This is a genomic window from Litoreibacter sp. JB4-2 (assembly GCF_055693445.1).
In genome coordinates this window covers 3,173,770-3,189,142 of record NZ_CM146334.1, presented here as the reverse complement: position 1 = coordinate 3,189,142, position 15,373 = coordinate 3,173,770, and the positions used below count along the sequence as shown (strand labels likewise).

Genomic DNA, 15,373 nt, shown 5'->3' with positions numbered 1-15,373 from the left:
CTAAATCCCGTCTTTGCCGCGAACAGCCTTGAGCACAATGGGCAACGCCGCAAGGGCACAAAGGCCTAGGATTGGCAGCAGGATATGAGGTTCAAAAATGATACCCAGATTCGGCGTCTCACCGCGCGCGAAAACCTCGCCCAAGCCCGCACCGACTGACGTATAAACGACCGAGCCCGGGATAATACCGAAAAACGTCGACACGACAAAACGGCGATAAGGAACATCAACCAAGGCCGGAACCAAATTTGCCACGAAAAACGGCACTGCGGGCACCAGCCGAATAAGGAACAAAACCGACCATTGGTTCTCGTCGATACCGTCCTTGATCCGCTTCACCAAGCCTGATCCAGTTTCCATCTTATCGGCCAGCTTGTCGCCAAATCCAATGCGCGCGGCAGTGAAAATCGCGGTAGCCCCAATGGTTGCCGCAACCATATTGTACAGCGCCCCGGGAAATGTCGCGAACAGGAAGCCGCCGGTAAGTGTCGCAATCGCGGCACCGGGCAAAGAAAACGCCACGATCACGATATAAACCGCCATGAAAGCCAAGACTGCCAAAAGGTAGTTGGCGTCACGAAACGCGATCAGCGCCTCGCGATTGTCCTGCAAGGCAGAAAAGCTCAGGTAGTCACGCAAAAAGATGGCACCCAATAGCGCCGCAACCGCAACAACTATTATTGGCAGGCGCTTTTGCAGCGCAGATTTCCCCGGTGCGGCGGTCATGTCGGTCACGTTAATCGGCTCCTTCGGCCCATGCGTCAAGTTTGCGCCACTGATGCACGTTGCGGACGGCTCAAGATAGCGTCCTCACGCGCGCTTGATGAGCCGTGACCCGTTTGAGCCCAAAACCACGCTATTCTCACGCGAATGCTACCAAACACATGTTTTCGTGGTGCGTTCTGGACGAAAAATGTTGCAAAATCTGCCTACGCCTACGGGGTTTGGCCGTTGACGGCTCGGGGTTGCCGCTCTATGACGCGGGTTCGAAATACTGTTGGGCATCGAATCTGGCGATTTGCCGCCCCACCCGTAAGGAGGCTCCCGATGAGCAAACGTACATTCCAACCGTCGAACCTGGTGCGCAAGCACCGCCACGGGTTCCGCGCGCGCATGGCCACAAAAGCAGGCCGCAAAATCCTGAACGCGCGCCGCGCCAAAGGCCGCAAGTCGCTGAGCGCGTAAGCGCCACCGATTTCGCTAGCGCTTTGAAACCGCCGGAGGCACCCGTGGCAGGACGCAACGTCCCGGTCGCGGAAACGCCACCGGCGGTTTCCGTTTGCCTGCCGTTCAAACTTGAGACGCTGACAGCCCGCGCTGATTTCCTGAAAGCCGCGCGGGCCAAACGGTCAGGCCAACCCGGCTTTTTGCTTCAAGCCCGCGACCGCAAAGATGCCGACCCAGTGGTCCGCATCGGTTTCACCTGTTCCAAAAAGGTTGGCAACGCCGTCGCGCGCAACCGCGCCAAACGCAGATTGCGCGAGATCGCCAGGCTGGTGTTGCCAACTGGCGCAAAACCCGGCCATGACTATGTGCTGATCGGCAAAGCACAGGACACCGCCGTACGCGATTTCAAGCTGATGCAAAACGACCTGAAACGCGCGCTTGCAAAGGTGCATGCATGACCCCGCTCGCCTTCGTCATCTCCCTGCCCGTTCGCGCCTATCGCAAAACCTTCAGCTCCTGGGTCGGCTTCAACTGCCGCTATGATCCGACCTGTTCCGCCTACGCCATGGAAGCGTTGGAGAAACACGGCGGCATCCGGGGCACATGGTTGGCCGCCAAACGTGTGCTGCGCTGCCACCCTTGGGGCGGCATGGGTGTCGACGACGTGCCCGATTAGGCTTTCTTGAACGCCCCGACCGCCCTATAAGCCGCGCATGCTTGATCAACCCGACGATATTCATCCGCTGTTTCACGGCGCGCCATCAACCACCGAATTCAAGAAGCTGCGCAAGCGGATCATCCGTGACACACGCGCCGCAATCGACGATTTCGGCATGGTGGAACGCGGCGCCAAATGGCTGGTTTGCCTGTCCGGCGGTAAGGACAGCTACACGCTGTTGGCAGCGCTGACAGAACTGAAATGGCGTGGATTGCTGCCGGTGGAAATCCTCGCGTGTAATCTTGATCAGGGGCAACCCAACTTCCCCGCGACGGTGCTGCCAGAATTTCTGGAGCGCATGGAAGTACCCCACCGGATCGAATATCAAGACACCTATTCCATCGTCGTCGACAAAGTCCCGCAAGGGCGCACTATGTGCGCACTCTGCTCGCGGCTGCGGCGCGGAAATCTCTACCGTATTGCGCGTGAAGAAGGCTGTACCGCTGTCGTTCTGGGCCATCACCGCGACGACATTCTGGAGACGTTCTTTTTGAACCTTTTCCATGGCTCAAGGCTGGCGACGATGCCGCCGAAGCTGGTGAATGAAGAGGGGGATTTGTTTCTCTACCGCCCGCTGTCTTACGTGGCCGAGGCCGATTGCGAGAAATTTGCGACCGCCATGAATTACCCGATCATTCCTTGCGATCTCTGTGGATCTCAGGACGGGTTGCAGCGCCAAAACATCAAACAATTGCTTAATTCTTGGGAAGAAAAGGCTCCCGGCCGCCGTCAGAGAATGTTCCGTGCCCTGATGAACGCGCGCCCATCGCACCTGCTGGACCCAAAGCTGTTCGATTTTGCGGGGCTCTCCACTGAAGCGGCTGAAATTGATGAAAATTTGCCGAATTTGGGCGGCAATGATTAAGACCTTCTGAGGGGATTGAACGCTAAGCCACATGCGTGTGTATTTGCATGGGTGTGTCTATGAGTTCCTTTCTGAATGGCTTTCGTTTCATCACCGGCCACGGTTCTCAGACCGGAATGTCTTTCAGGACCGCCCTTTTGGCTATTGTGCCAGCACTTGCCACGCTCTCCTATTTTTCCAACGCTATAGAGCTGCTTTTGGCCATTGCCGTCTTCGCTCCTTTGATTGCATTGCTCGGCTCAGCCCACAAAGCATCAAAGCGTAGGTCAAACAATCAGCCGACAGACATCGTCGACAATTCGCGTTTTGCGGATTTAATCGATGATGGCCTAAAATCCGATCCAGGCCACCAGAAAAGCGCTTGTATCGCGGTCTCAATTGACGGGTTCGACGCCCTTAAAAACACGTGGGACCAGGCTGCTTGCGACTATGTCGTATCGGAGATCGCCGCACGCATACATGCAATGCTGCGATCCGGGGATGTCATGGCCCGTGTCAGCGAGACGGAATTTGCAGTATATGTCTCGGCTATTCGCACCCCTGAAACCAGCGCTGTGTTGACGATGTGCCAGCGGTTTGATGAAGCGACCTCCCCCCGATCAACATCGACAATGGCGTTTTACATATTACCGTTTCTTCGGGGTTCTGCCTCGGGTCACGCGCGCCCAGTCGTACGGGCGCCGCAATTTTAACCGCAGCCCAATCCGCATTGCGCGAGGCGCAGCAAAATGCACCGCGCGCGATACGCGCCTATTCCAAAAGCACGTCAGAACCGATTGATACCGAATTGTCGAAAGAGGCTCTTGGGGCCTTGCGCGACGGCCAAATCATCCCATGGTTTCAACCACAAATTTCGACAGATACCGGTGAAATCACAGGTTTTGAAGCGCTCGCACGTTGGGACCATCCCGAACGCGGGGTTTTGCTGCCGGAGGAATTTGTGCATCTGTTTGAGCAAGCCAACCGGATGGAAGAATTCGGCGAAAACATTCTCAACCACGCGCTAAGAGCATTGGTCGGCTGGGACAATGCAGGTTTAACCGTTCCCTCCATCGCGGTAAATTTCGCGACACAAGAGCTGCGCAACCCCAGTCTTGTCGAACGCATCAAATGGGACGTTGACCGTTTTGCGCTGGATCCCCGCCGTTTGACGGTCGAAATCCTTGAAACGGTCATATCCGAGCATGACGATGATATCATCACGCGCAATATCCGTGCTTTGGGGTCGCAAGGTTTTCGCATTGACCTAGACGATTTTGGAACCGGCCATGCCTCGCTTTCCAATATCCGACGCTTTGCAGTGGACCGCATCAAAATCGACCGGTCTTTCGTTGCAAATGCGGATTCCGATCCTGAACAGCAACGCATGATCGCCGCAATCGTGGGCTTAGGCGAAAGGCTGGGCATCGAAACCCTTGCCGAGGGCGTTGAGACGATGGGCGAGCAATCAATCCTGTCGCAATTGGGCTGCAACCATCTGCAAGGCTTTGCCATTGTCAGGCCAATGCCCTTTGAACAAACCATGGATTGGATTGCGCGCCACCAGGAGACGCTTCACCCAACCACGATCATCGGGAAACGTTTGCGCTGATCCTCCTGTTTTTCTTGGCTCAACTTGCCGTTTGAACGCCGAAAACTGCTTGACCTTTCCGGGTCTAGTCTATTGAACCGGCTGCACGTTATTTACACAGGTGGCAGGCCAAAATGGACGAGCAAAACAAGAACCTCATTCTCGCGACAGCGTTGAGTTTCCTCGTTATTCTGGTCTGGTTTTTTATTTTCCCGCCAGAGCAGCCTGTGACACCGGACGCGACAGATGTCGCAAGCCAGCAAATCGGTGATGACGGAACGGTGTTGCCCCCCGTCGCAGGCGCGGCACCCGATAGCACCTTCACACCCACAACACCGCAAGAGCTGCGTGACACGGCGCTTGCGGAAGGTGTCCGGGTCGACATTGACACGCCACGTTTGGAAGGCTCCATCTCTTTAATCGGTGGTCGCATCGACGACCTGTCCCTCAAGGACTACCGCGAAACCCTGGTCGAAGACTCGCCCATTGTGACGCTGTTTTCACCCGCGGGCAGCGCGCATGGGTATTACGCACTTTATGGCTGGGTACCGGCACAAGGGCTGGCCGTGGACGCGGTGCCTGGCCCCACGACCGAGTGGGAGCTTGAAACAGGTGAAACATTGCAACCCGGCGCGCCCATCACGCTGCGCTGGGACAATGGCGCGGGGGTGACCTTCCGCCGGATCATTGAAGTCGATGACGACTTTATGTTCGACGTCACGCAAACCGTTGAAAACAATTCCGGCGAGACGCAGCGCGCGTACCCCTATTCAATGTTGATCCGGCACGGTGAGCCGCTCGACCTGAAAAATTTCTTCATTCTCCATGAAGGCATTATGCGCCAATCCGGCGAAGAGCTGACGGAAATCGACTATGACGATGTGCGCGATTTCGACGTTGATTCGGCCGAGCGCGCCAATGCCGAAAAGCTCGCAGTCGCTGGCAATGGCTGGCTGGGTTTCACTGATCACTACTGGATGTCGACCCTGATCCCCGATGCGGAACAACCCTTCGAGTCGGTCATCAAATACGTGCCTGGCAGTGATCGCTTTCATACAGAAATGCGCCTACCCGTCATGGAGCTGCAGGCAGGCGCCACGACTGAAGCGCATACGCGGCTTTATGCTGGCGCGAAGGAATGGCAAACGATCCGCACGTATGAGCGCGAATTTGGCGTCTACAAATTTATCGACAGCATTGACTGGGGCTGGTTCTTCTTCCTGACCAAACCAATTTTCGCAGTGCTGCATTGGCTGAATGCTCTGATCGGCAACATGGGCTGGGCGATCATCGTACTGACGCTGCTGATCAAGGCGCTTCTGCTGCCGCTGGCCTATAAATCCTACGTATCCATGGCGAAGATGAAAGAGCTGCAACCAGAAATGGAGAAGCTCAAGGAAGCCGCCGGCGACGATCGCCAGAAGATGCAACAAGGCATGATGAAGCTGTACAAGGACAATAAAGTGAACCCCGCCGCAGGGTGTTTACCGATCCTGATGCAGATCCCGATCTTCTTCTCGCTTTACAAGGTGATTTTCGTCACGTTGGAATTGCGCCATGCAGACTGGTTCGGCCCGTTTCGCGACCTCTCCGCACCGGATCCGACGTCGATCATGAACCTATATGGCCTGCTGCCTTTCAGCGGACCGGAACCAGGATCCATCGTTGCGCTCCTGTTTATCGGGATATTGCCATTGATTTTGGGGATCTCGATGTGGCTGCAGCAAAAGCTGAACCCGGCGCCCACCGATCCGACACAAGCCATGATCTTCGCGTGGATGCCATGGGTGTTCATGTTCATGCTGGGCAGCTTTGCCTCCGGCCTGGTCGTGTACTGGATCGCCAACAACGTCATCACCTTCACCCAGCAATATGCAATCATGCGCAGCCAGGGCTATAAGCCGGACCTATTTGGCAACATCATGTCCAGCTTCAAACGCAAGCCCAAGGCTGAAGAATAGCGCGTAAGCCGCGATCCGAAGGACGCACGCCACATGGCCTTTACATTTTCAGTCGCGCCCGAGCCGGACAGCGAAGACGCCGAGCTTGGCCGCAAGCTATTCGCGGGCGAAACCGATTTCCTGAAAGGCGTGGTCGCGATGAGCGGCCTGCCCCCCGCTGACCGCAAGGAGGTTTGCTTCGCAGGCCGGTCCAATGTGGGGAAATCCAGCTTGATCAACGCCCTGACTGGGCGCAAAGCGCTCGCGCGCACCTCAAACACACCGGGCCGTACTCAGGAGATTAACTTCTTCACCTTGAAGGAGGCGCACTATCTCGTCGACCTGCCGGGCTATGGCTTTGCCGAGGCCCCCGTTGCTGTGGTCGAAAAATGGCAACGCCTGCTGAAATCCTACTTGTCAGGCAGGCAAACCCTGCGGCGCGCCTTCGTGCTGATCGACGCGCGCCATGGCGTTAAGAAAGTGGATCAAGATATTCTTACGCTTCTCGACAAATCTGCGGTGACGTTTCAGGTCGTGCTGACCAAGATCGACAAGATCAAACCTAGCGCGCTGGACGCGTTGATCGCGCAGGTCAGCGCAGCGCTTTCCAAACATCCTGCGGCCTTCCCGGAACTCGTGCTGACCTCATCAGAGAAGGGCGACGGCATCGCAACCCTACGAAGCATTATTGCGACGCTGGAATAGCGCTCAGACGTGCTGAGCGCCGTTCACTTCGATTTCTGTACCAGAGATGTAGCTGGCCTCGCCCGAGCATAGAAAATAGATCGCTGATGCGACTTCCGCCGGTTGGCCCAAGCGACGCATCGGCAGAGTTTCAACAATTTTGTCCGTACCCGGCGACAGGATCGCCGTTTCGACCTCCCCCGGCGCAATTGCGTTTACACGAACGCCCAAAGGCCCAAAATCATGTGCCATTTCGCGCGTCAAAGCCGCAAGCGCGGCCTTGGATGTAGAATACGCGGCGCCGGCAAAAGGATGCACCCGGCTGCCCGCGATTGAAGTTACGTTCACCACGGAGCCTTTGGCCGCGGTTAACTCCGCCCTCAATCCTCGCGCCAAAACCACAGAAGCGAAGAAATTGACATGAAACACATGCCCCCATGTGCGCAAATCCGTCTCAAGCGTGTTGAGCCGCGCGCCGTCCTCCCCCTTGGGCGATATCCCGGCATTATTGACGAGCGCATGCACCTTCCCGTTCAACCGCTTGCGGATTGTATCGATGGCCTCAATCGTGTTGGAAGGGTCCGCCAAATCAACCTGGACGTGGTTTTCCTCACCCCCGCCCCATGGGCATTCTTGGGGAAACGCGTGCCGCGAGCAGGTGATCACGCGCCAGCCTTCGTCGCTAAAACGCCGTACCGTGGCGTGGCCAATCCCTCGGCTTGCCCCGGTTAAGACCATGACTTTTTGCTCATCTGCCATATCGCGCCCTCTTTTCGCACGACCCTACGCCTCTGGGCAGAGATTACAATCGCATCCAGCAAGGCTTGGCACCGCCCCGCGCAGTCGTTAACACGGACCGGCATCACGTGGATTTCAAATGAAAAAGCAGACCTCAATGAACAGGGATTGGATCGCAACCGCGCGCACATTGTCTGAGGCATTGCCTTACATGCAGCGTTATTCCGGCGCGACTGTCGTTATTAAGCTCGGCGGCCATGCAATGGGCAGCGACGAAGGCATGGCCAGCTTTGCCCGCGACGTCACCTTGATGCGGCAGGTAGGCATCAACCCGGTCGTTGTTCATGGCGGCGGGCCAATGATCAACGAGATGCTCGAAAAGCTGGGCGTCAAATCCGAATTTGTCGGCGGCAAGCGGGTTACAGATGCGCAAACGGTCCAAGTCGTCGAAATGGTGCTGTCGGGCCAAGTGGGCAAACGCATTGTCCAAGCCATCAATGACGAGGGCGGGCGCGCCGTTGGATTGTCGGGCAAAGACGCCAACATGATCGTATGCGACCCGAGCGACCCGAAACTGGGCCTCGTTGGCGACCCGGTTGAAGTCGACCCCAGCTTGATCCGGCAAATGTTCGACGCGGGCGTGATCCCGGTTGTGGCACCCTTGGGAACCGGGCGCGACGGCGAGACGTTCAACATCAATGGCGACACCGCTGCGGGCGCAATCGCGTCGGCTTTGAATGCCGACCGCTTGCTGTTGCTCACCGACGTTCCGGGCGTCAAAGGCGCGGGTGGCGAGGTTTTGACGGAGCTGACACCTGAAGATGTAAAGCGATTGACCAAAGACGGTGTTATCGCAGGCGGCATGATCCCGAAAACAGAGACAGCGCTTGCAGCCTTGAAGGGTGGCACCCGCGCGGTTGTTATTCTTGACGGGCGGGCGCCGAACGCATGTCTGTTGGAGCTGTTTACCGAACATGGCGCGGGCTCGATTATTCGGCTGTGACGTCACAGCAATGTGCACCTGCTGCGTCAGCAGGTCACTTGCGCGCTGTGATCTGTGGCGTATCTTCGCGCCATGGAACATGAAACACTCATCCGGCTCGGCATCTTCCTTGGGCTGTTCGCTGTGCTGGCCTCTGCCGAGGTCTTCGCGCCGCGGCGCGCCCTGTCCCAGAAAAAAGCACGGCGCTGGGGGACCAATTGGGGGTTCACCATCGCCAACACGGTGATGTTGAACGCGTTTGCTTTTGCGGTTCCGCTGCTGGCGGTGGGCGCAGCGATTGATGCAGGCGACAATGGATGGGGGCTGTTCAATGCGACGGGCTGGCCGGTCTGGGTTGAGGTGGTGCTGGCGATCCTGATCCTCGACTTCGCGATTTGGCTGCAGCATCTGATCACGCATAAAGTGCCGTTCCTGTGGCGGCTGCACCGGGTTCATCATGCGGATGTGGATATTGATGTGACGACGGCGATCCGGTTTCATCCGGTGGAGATTGCGCTGTCGATGGGGTTGAAGATCGGGCTGGTCTATTTGCTGGGGCCGGCGGCTTTGGCGGTGATCTTGTTTGAAATCATCTTGAATGGTACGGCGATGTTCAATCATGCCAATATTAAGCTGCCGTTGTGGCTGGATGGGGTCGTTCGGCGGGTGCTGGTGACGCCGGATATGCACCGGGTTCATCATTCGGTCGACCGGGCGGAGCATGACAGCAATTATGGGTTCGCCTTGTCGATCTGGGATCAGCTTTTCGGGACCTATATTCCGCAGCCTGTCGACGGGCACGATCGGATGAAAATCGGGCTGAAATGGCAGGATGATCGGCCTTCCAAATTTGGGTGGAGCATGGCGCTTCCGTTCTTCAAAAAATGACCGCCCCGCAATTCCCCGCATGCGGGGAATCTGATAAGCTGTTGATCTTAGGCGGTTTTCACAATTCTGATAACCCATTTTTAACCAAGAACTGCAAGACCTTGCTGCTGCTTGGACCCGCCCCGGATTTCTGGCCGCATTTCACAAAAAGCCCGGAATGGCGCGACGGGAAACCAGACGCGATGGACCGCTGGTCCACGCGGGTTTTGACCCGCCTGGCCACAGAGATGGGCGGCGAAGCCCTGTTTCCCTTCGGTGGCGAGCCATTCCTGCCCTTTTTCAGCTGGGCGCTGCAATCAGGACATGCCTGGCAAAGCCCGGTGAACCTGTTGGTCCATGCCGAAGCCGGATTGATGGTATCTTACCGAGGGGCGCTTGCACTGCCCTACAGGCTGGAGCTGCCCCCTGCCCCCGAAAAACCCTGCATAACCTGTGACGCCAAACCTTGCCTGACGGCCTGCACCAGCGGCGCTTTGGGGGCGGACGGCTATGACGTGCCCGCCTGCAAGAGCTTTCTCGCCACAGAAAAGGGGCGCGATAACATGGCGCTAGGCTGCAATGTGCGCCGGGCTTGTCCGGTGTCGCAAAGCTATGCAAGGATGAGTGAGCAAAGCGCATATCACATGCGCGTCTTCATGGGAGAGAAGCGCTGAAACTGATCCTGACCCGCCATGCCAAATCAAGCTGGGACGACCTGACACTTGATGACCACGACAGGCCGCTGAATGAACGCGGCGAGGCCGGGGCCGAGCGTATGGGCACATGGCTGGCCGATCGCGGCCATATACCGAAAGTTCTTTTATGTTCGACCGCCAAACGCGCAGTGATGACGGCACAGATCATCATGGAGCAGTTCGCCGACAAACCGGCCGTTGACTACATTGCGGGGCTCTATCATGCCTCCCCCGACACGATTTTGGCCAAGATCCGCAACGCGCCCGCACAGGATTTAATGGTTGTCGGCCACAATCCTGGCATGGCCAGCTTTGCCGATCTGATCAGCGAAACCCGCCCCAAACATGAGCGGTTCGCGGTCTACCCGACCACGGCGACGCTGGTGTCCGAAGTGCCAAAATCCAGTTGGGAGGCGCTAAAATTTGGCGATGCACGCATGCTGAATTTCGTTGTGCCGCGCGACCTGAAAGCGCTGATCTAACGCCAGTCATTGGCTCCCCTCAATGGCTGACATCCGTCTTCGCCATAGCATCGCGCATGGCATCGCCTGTCAGGTTGATGGCCAACACACACAGCACAACTGCCATGCCGGGCCAGATCATTTGCAACGGGGTTGAGCGCATGTGAACACGCGCATCCAGCAGCATCGTGCCCCATTCCGGCATGGGCGGCTGCACGCCAAACCCCAGAAACCCAAGCGCTGAGATACCCAGAATGGCGCGGGCAAATGCCCCGGTCCACACGACCGTCAGCGACGGCAAGAGCGACGGCAGATAGTGCCAGCGTGCAATTGAAAGCGGTGAGAGCCCTGCCAGTTTTGCCTGCAATACATAGCCACGCGAGCTGACCGACAGCCCGATACCGCGCGCGACCCGGGCGTAGCGCATCCAACCGGTGAGGCTGAGCGCGAAGATCAGGCTGTTGACGCCGCCGCCCAGAATGCCCGCGATGACGACGGCGGCGACCAGCTCAGGGAAGGCCAGAAAGGAATCTGTGGCGCGCATCAACAGCCAATCGAGCGTCTTGCCGCCAAGCGCCGCCGTAAGGCCCACGACTGTCCCGATGACAAGCCCGATCAGGGAAATCAGGAACGCCAGCCCAAGCGACCAACGCGCACCGTGCAAAAGACGCGACAAGATATCACGGCCAAGCGCATCGGTGCCCAGCAGCCAATCGGCCCCCGGCGGGCTGAGCCGGGCGGGAATGTTGATCATTGTGGGGTCATGCGGCGCCACGAGCGGCCCGCCAATTGCCACCAGCAACAACACGCAGACAAGCGTGACCAGACTACGCATTCTGCCCCCCAATCCGCGGGTCGATGACCTGGTAAATGAGGTCGATCAGCAGGTTGATGGTGACAAAGATTAACGCAGCCACAATCACCACGGCCTGCACCTGCGGGAAATCGCGCGCGCCGATTGCGCTGACCAGAAACCCGCCAAGCCCAGGGCGGCCGAAAATGACCTCTACCATCACCAATCCCTCCAGCAGGAAGGCAAGCTCAAGTCCGAACACGGTCACGACCGGGATGGCTGCATGCGGGGCCACGTGATCGCGGCCCAGGTTGCGTTTGGACACGCCACGCCGCCGGAAAGCGGGCAGAAAGGCCTGCCCCTGCGCCTCCAGAATGCCGGAGCGGATGATGCGCGTCAGCGCCGCCGCCGATCCCAACCCCAGCGTCAGCGCGGGCAAGATCATATGCGACGGCGTCCGCGCGCCCATCGCAGGCAACCACGCCAGCTGCACGGCGAAAAGCAAAATCAGAAGCAGCCCCAGCCAATAGGCCGGGATCGCCGTCCCGAGCGACGCAATGGCGACCGCAAACCGGTCTACCCAGCCCCCGGGGCGGCGGGTGGCCAACATGGCCAAGGGCACCGAAATCGCCAGCGCAATGGCGAGTGCTGCGAAGGCCAGCGGCAATGTGTAGGACATGGCCGTGGCCAGATCGGGCCAGACCGCGCGGCCCGTGACCGAGGATTTGCCGAAATCGCCTGTCAAAAGCGGCCCGATCCAGCCCATGAAGGCAGGCCAGAACCCTGCATCGAGCCCGGCCTCCGCCCGGATTTGGTCGATGACCTCATCGGGGACCACCACCTTGAACCGCGCCAGCGCAATGGCAAGGGCCGGATCGCCCGGCGCGTTCCAAAGCAGCGTGAAGGTCGCAATTGCGGTGCCCGTCAGCACCACCACCGCGCGCAGCAAAAGCCCCAGGATTGCTTTTATCACGCCACCTGCTCCAACGCGCCGAGGGCGAAGGCCGCATCGCGCAGGCTGTGGCCATAGGCGGATTGCGGGTTTTGCACGAAACTTGCAGTGGGCGTCGCCTCGACCACGCGCCCGGCCTGCAGCACCGCGATCTGGTCGCTGAAGGCCGCCGCATAGCCCAGATCATGGGTGACGATGAGTGCGGCGAAGCCTTCCTCCTGCTGCAGGTCGGCGATCAGCCGGGCGGTGTGCTTTTGCGTCACCGCATCCAGCGCCGAGAGCGGCTCATCGAACAAGACCAGCGGGGGCGCGGCGATAAGCGCGCGCAGGATGCCCGCGCGCTGCGCCTGCCCGACGGAGACCTCACCGGGGCGGCGGTCCAGCAGGGTTTGCGGCAGCTCCAACCCGTCGCAGAGCCGCGCGATGCGGTCGGGCATCGGGGTTTCGCCGCGCGCGGTCAGCGGTTCCAGCACGGATTTGCGCAAGGGCAGGACCGGGTTGAAGGCGGCGCGCGGCTCCTGCATGACCAGCGCCGGGCGGCAGGCGGTGACGGGCGCGCCGTCCCAAGTGATGCGGCCCTGCGATGGGGGCAACATGCCCAAGACGGCGGCGATGAGCGTTGACTTTCCGGCGCCGCTTTCGCCGACCACCGCCAGCGTGCTGCGGGCGGGCAGACCCAGCGAGATGCCCGACAGCGCGACATGGCTGCCGCGTTTGACGGTGATGTCGTCGACATTCAGCATGGCAGGGCCAGCCAGTTTCGATGCGCGCAGAGCCCGCGCGCGGCCTCGGTTCGGGGGGCGGCGAGCAATGTGGCGGTCGGGCTGTCTTCGACCAGATGGCCCGCCTCCATCACCAAAAGCCGGGCGACATGTTGCGCGGCGAGGCCAAGGTCATGGGTGATCAGCAAGAGCGCGGTGTCGCGGCCGTCGAGGTAGCTGTGCAGCAGCGCCATGCCGCGAGCGGCGACGATGGGGTCAAGGGCGGAGGTGGGTTCATCCATCACCAACAGGTCGGGCTGGCCGATCATTGCCATGGCGATGACGAAGCGTTGCTGCATGCCCCGGCTCCAGCCCCAGGGGCGTTTGCCGAGATCGCCGTCGCCAAGGCTGAGGGCCGCGAACAGCGTGTCGCGCTGCGTGTCATCTTGGGGAAGGCCCAGCGCGCGCACGGCTTCGCGCCAGTGAAACCCCATGCTGCGCAACGGGTCCAGCGCCTCATCCGGGCTTTGGGGAACATGGGCGACGGAACGGCCCTGCGCCCGCAAATCATCAATGAGCACATGGCCCAGCGTCGATTTGCCGGAGCCTGACGCGCCCACTAGTCCGATGCGGTCGCCGGGGGCAATCGCGAGCGTGGTGGGGTGTAGAATGGTCCGGCCCGAGCGCACCGCGCTTAGGCCGGAAACATGAAGTGTCATTTTGTCAGCGCCGTCTCATGGGTGATCCAGTAGGTTTCCGTCGGGTGGACCTGATATCCGGTCAGACCCGCGCGCGCCACATTGACCTGCGAGACGTGAAACACAGGGATCATCGCCGTATCAGCCGCAATGATCTGCTGCACCGCATCGTAGATCCGCTTGCGCATATCCGCATCAAATGTCGTGCGACCATCGGCCAGCAACTGATCAAGCTCAGGATTGGTGTACTGCCCCGCATTCGAGCCGCCATCGGATTTCAAAAGCGCTTCCAACACGGCACCGGGATCGCCTTGTGGCGTGGTCACCCAGGCTTGCAGGAACATATCCGCCTCACCCGCCGCGATAGCGTCATTGCTGGCACCGTATTCGCCGACGCGCACATTGGCGGTAACGCCAATTGCTTGCAGGAAGGCTTGTGTCAGCTCAGCCGTTGGCGCCAAGGCCGCGCGGCCCGAATAAGTCACAATGTCGATTTCCAGCGGGGCGCCATCCAGCATCCAGCGACCGCCCTTTTTGACGGCACCGGCTTCGGCCAAAAGCGCCTCGGCCTGAGCTGGATCATAGGTGGCCGGTATGTCGGCGGCCCAGCCTTTGCCTTCGGGGTAGATCGTGCCTGCGGGCACACCACCGACGCCTGACAGCGCAGCTGTGACGATGCCGTCGCGGTCAATTGCCAAGGACACGGCGCGACGGATCAGCGGATTGGCCATCGGGCCGCTGGCAGCGTTCAGCGTATAGAAATACAGCCGTGCAGTGGGTGCCGAAAAGCCTAATGCGCCGGTGCTTTTGATGCGGTCAAAATCGGCCTCGGGGTAGTTGATCACCATATCAACTTCGCCCGCTTCAAAGGCTAGAGCCGAAGAAGCCGGGTCGGCGGCGACAACAACGCGGACCTCTTCCAGACCCGGTGTGCCGAGACGGTAATTTGTGCTGGCCTCAGCGCGGTAGAGCTGGTCGGGGATTGCTTCCTTGAACACATAGGGGCCTGTGGCGTTGATCGGGAAATCCTCAGACGCCGCGCCCAACACCGCGACAGCCGGGTCAGACAGGTTCCATGGAAACGCCGCACTTGGGCTGTTGGTTTCAAACACGATGGCGTCGTCGCCTTCGGCCGTGATGCTTGCCAGATCCAGCAATTTCGCGACGCGGGCATTATGACCAGCATGCGTTTCATCTGAAATCGCCGAGATTGCAGTGACCACCGCAGAGGCCGTCACCGGGGTGCCGTCATGAAACTGAACACCGTCGCGCAAGGTCACCCGCCATGTCGTCGGGCCGGCTTGTTCAATGCTTTCAGCCACACGTGGGTAGATGTTCATGTCATAGTCTATGCCCATCAGCGTTTCCGTCACGCCAGTCTGGTTCGACGTCCAGCCATTATAGCCTGAGCGCGGATCGGGCACTTCGGATTGCGGCCCGAAGGTGACGGCGATTGAGAGGCTACCCTCCTGCGCGACGGCAGGAAGGGAGACGGCAAGTGCGAGGCAGGCCGCAGAGATGGTCCGGGTAAAAAAAGACATA

The 15,373-nt window shown here is 59.3% G+C and carries 19 protein-coding genes; 12 read left to right on the top strand and 7 right to left on the bottom strand.

Annotated features, from left to right (window positions below):
- Positions 1-726 (bottom strand): TVP38/TMEM64 family protein, encoded by a 726-nt coding sequence (locus ACZ1G7_RS15900; RefSeq protein ID WP_472663746.1) that lies wholly within the window; start codon positions 724-726, stop codon positions 1-3.
- A 321-nt stretch (positions 727-1,047) separates the two neighbouring features.
- On the opposite strand from ACZ1G7_RS15900, the gene rpmH reads away from it, so the two are divergent.
- The 8 genes from rpmH (at position 1,048) to yihA (ending at position 6,965) form a co-directional block, all read left to right on the top strand.
- Complete coding sequence (gene rpmH / locus ACZ1G7_RS15895; RefSeq protein WP_472658398.1) at positions 1,048-1,185, top strand: 50S ribosomal protein L34; 138 nt, start codon at positions 1,048-1,050, stop codon at positions 1,183-1,185.
- Positions 1,186-1,208: 23 nt separating this feature from the next.
- The gene (gene rnpA / locus ACZ1G7_RS15890; RefSeq protein WP_472660360.1) at positions 1,209-1,625 is read left to right on the top strand and encodes a ribonuclease P protein component; all 417 of its coding nucleotides are present in this window, start codon (positions 1,209-1,211) and stop codon (positions 1,623-1,625) included.
- Positions 1,622-1,843, top strand: coding sequence for a membrane protein insertion efficiency factor YidD (yidD, locus tag ACZ1G7_RS15885; RefSeq protein ID WP_472660359.1), 222 nt, complete (start codon positions 1,622-1,624; stop codon positions 1,841-1,843). Before rnpA ends, yidD begins: the two co-directional genes overlap by 4 nt.
- Before the next feature lie 37 nt (positions 1,844-1,880).
- Positions 1,881-2,750, top strand: a complete 870-nt coding sequence (gene ttcA / locus ACZ1G7_RS15880) for a tRNA 2-thiocytidine(32) synthetase TtcA (RefSeq protein ID WP_472660358.1) — start codon at positions 1,881-1,883, stop codon at positions 2,748-2,750.
- Between the two features lie 59 nt (positions 2,751-2,809).
- On the top strand, positions 2,810-3,442 hold the full coding sequence (locus tag ACZ1G7_RS15875) for a diguanylate cyclase domain-containing protein (RefSeq protein ID WP_472660357.1): 633 nt from the start codon (positions 2,810-2,812) through the stop codon (positions 3,440-3,442).
- A 17-nt stretch (positions 3,443-3,459) separates the two neighbouring features.
- Complete coding sequence (locus tag ACZ1G7_RS15870; RefSeq protein WP_472660356.1) at positions 3,460-4,341, top strand: EAL domain-containing protein; 882 nt, start codon at positions 3,460-3,462, stop codon at positions 4,339-4,341.
- A gap of 113 nt (positions 4,342-4,454) precedes the next feature.
- A complete protein-coding gene (yidC, locus tag ACZ1G7_RS15865; protein ID WP_472660355.1) occupies positions 4,455-6,281 on the top strand; it encodes a membrane protein insertase YidC in 1,827 nt (608 codons plus the stop codon).
- A 33-nt stretch (positions 6,282-6,314) separates the two neighbouring features.
- Entirely contained in the window at positions 6,315-6,965 is a 651-nt protein-coding gene (yihA, locus tag ACZ1G7_RS15860; RefSeq protein WP_472660354.1) for a ribosome biogenesis GTP-binding protein YihA/YsxC, read from the top strand.
- Positions 6,966-6,968: 3 nt separating this feature from the next.
- Here yihA and ACZ1G7_RS15855 read toward each other — a convergent pair whose 3' ends face one another.
- Positions 6,969-7,703 (bottom strand): SDR family NAD(P)-dependent oxidoreductase, encoded by a 735-nt coding sequence (locus ACZ1G7_RS15855; protein ID WP_472660353.1) that lies wholly within the window; start codon positions 7,701-7,703, stop codon positions 6,969-6,971.
- Between the two features lie 136 nt (positions 7,704-7,839).
- On the opposite strand from ACZ1G7_RS15855, the gene argB reads away from it, so the two are divergent.
- The 4 genes from argB to ACZ1G7_RS15835 all read left to right on the top strand — a co-directional run bounded on the left by argB (position 7,840) and on the right by ACZ1G7_RS15835 (position 10,708).
- Complete coding sequence (argB, locus tag ACZ1G7_RS15850; RefSeq protein WP_472660352.1) at positions 7,840-8,685, top strand: acetylglutamate kinase; 846 nt, start codon at positions 7,840-7,842, stop codon at positions 8,683-8,685.
- Between the two features lie 72 nt (positions 8,686-8,757).
- Positions 8,758-9,552, top strand: coding sequence for a sterol desaturase family protein (locus ACZ1G7_RS15845; RefSeq protein ID WP_472660351.1), 795 nt, complete (start codon positions 8,758-8,760; stop codon positions 9,550-9,552).
- Positions 9,549-10,205 carry a ferredoxin gene (locus tag ACZ1G7_RS15840; RefSeq protein WP_472660350.1) on the top strand — a complete coding sequence of 219 codons (657 nt, stop codon included), beginning with the start codon at positions 9,549-9,551 and terminating at the stop codon, positions 10,203-10,205. Before ACZ1G7_RS15845 ends, ACZ1G7_RS15840 begins: the two co-directional genes overlap by 4 nt.
- Positions 10,169-10,708, top strand: a complete 540-nt coding sequence (locus tag ACZ1G7_RS15835) for a SixA phosphatase family protein (protein WP_472663745.1) — start codon at positions 10,169-10,171, stop codon at positions 10,706-10,708. Before ACZ1G7_RS15840 ends, ACZ1G7_RS15835 begins: the two co-directional genes overlap by 37 nt.
- A 19-nt stretch (positions 10,709-10,727) precedes the next feature.
- Here the strand turns inward: ACZ1G7_RS15835 and ACZ1G7_RS15830 are convergent, their stop codons facing one another.
- From ACZ1G7_RS15830 to ACZ1G7_RS15810, 5 genes are read right to left on the bottom strand one after another with little or no spacing between them, the layout of a single operon-like run.
- Positions 10,728-11,522: an ABC transporter permease gene (locus tag ACZ1G7_RS15830; RefSeq protein WP_472660349.1), complete on the bottom strand. Its 795-nt coding sequence runs from the start codon at positions 11,520-11,522 to the stop codon at positions 10,728-10,730.
- The gene (locus ACZ1G7_RS15825; protein WP_472660348.1) at positions 11,515-12,453 is read right to left on the bottom strand and encodes an ABC transporter permease; all 939 of its coding nucleotides are present in this window, start codon (positions 12,451-12,453) and stop codon (positions 11,515-11,517) included. The genes ACZ1G7_RS15830 and ACZ1G7_RS15825 overlap by 8 nt, the downstream gene beginning before the upstream one ends.
- Positions 12,450-13,175, bottom strand: coding sequence for an ABC transporter ATP-binding protein (locus ACZ1G7_RS15820; protein WP_472660347.1), 726 nt, complete (start codon positions 13,173-13,175; stop codon positions 12,450-12,452). Before ACZ1G7_RS15820 ends, ACZ1G7_RS15825 begins: the two co-directional genes overlap by 4 nt.
- A complete protein-coding gene (locus ACZ1G7_RS15815) occupies positions 13,169-13,852 on the bottom strand; it encodes an ATP-binding cassette domain-containing protein (RefSeq protein ID WP_472660346.1) in 684 nt (227 codons plus the stop codon). The genes ACZ1G7_RS15820 and ACZ1G7_RS15815 overlap by 7 nt, the downstream gene beginning before the upstream one ends.
- The gene (locus ACZ1G7_RS15810) at positions 13,849-15,372 is read right to left on the bottom strand and encodes an ABC transporter substrate-binding protein (protein ID WP_472660345.1); all 1,524 of its coding nucleotides are present in this window, start codon (positions 15,370-15,372) and stop codon (positions 13,849-13,851) included. The genes ACZ1G7_RS15815 and ACZ1G7_RS15810 overlap by 4 nt, the downstream gene beginning before the upstream one ends.
- Position 15,373: the final 1 nt, after the last annotated feature.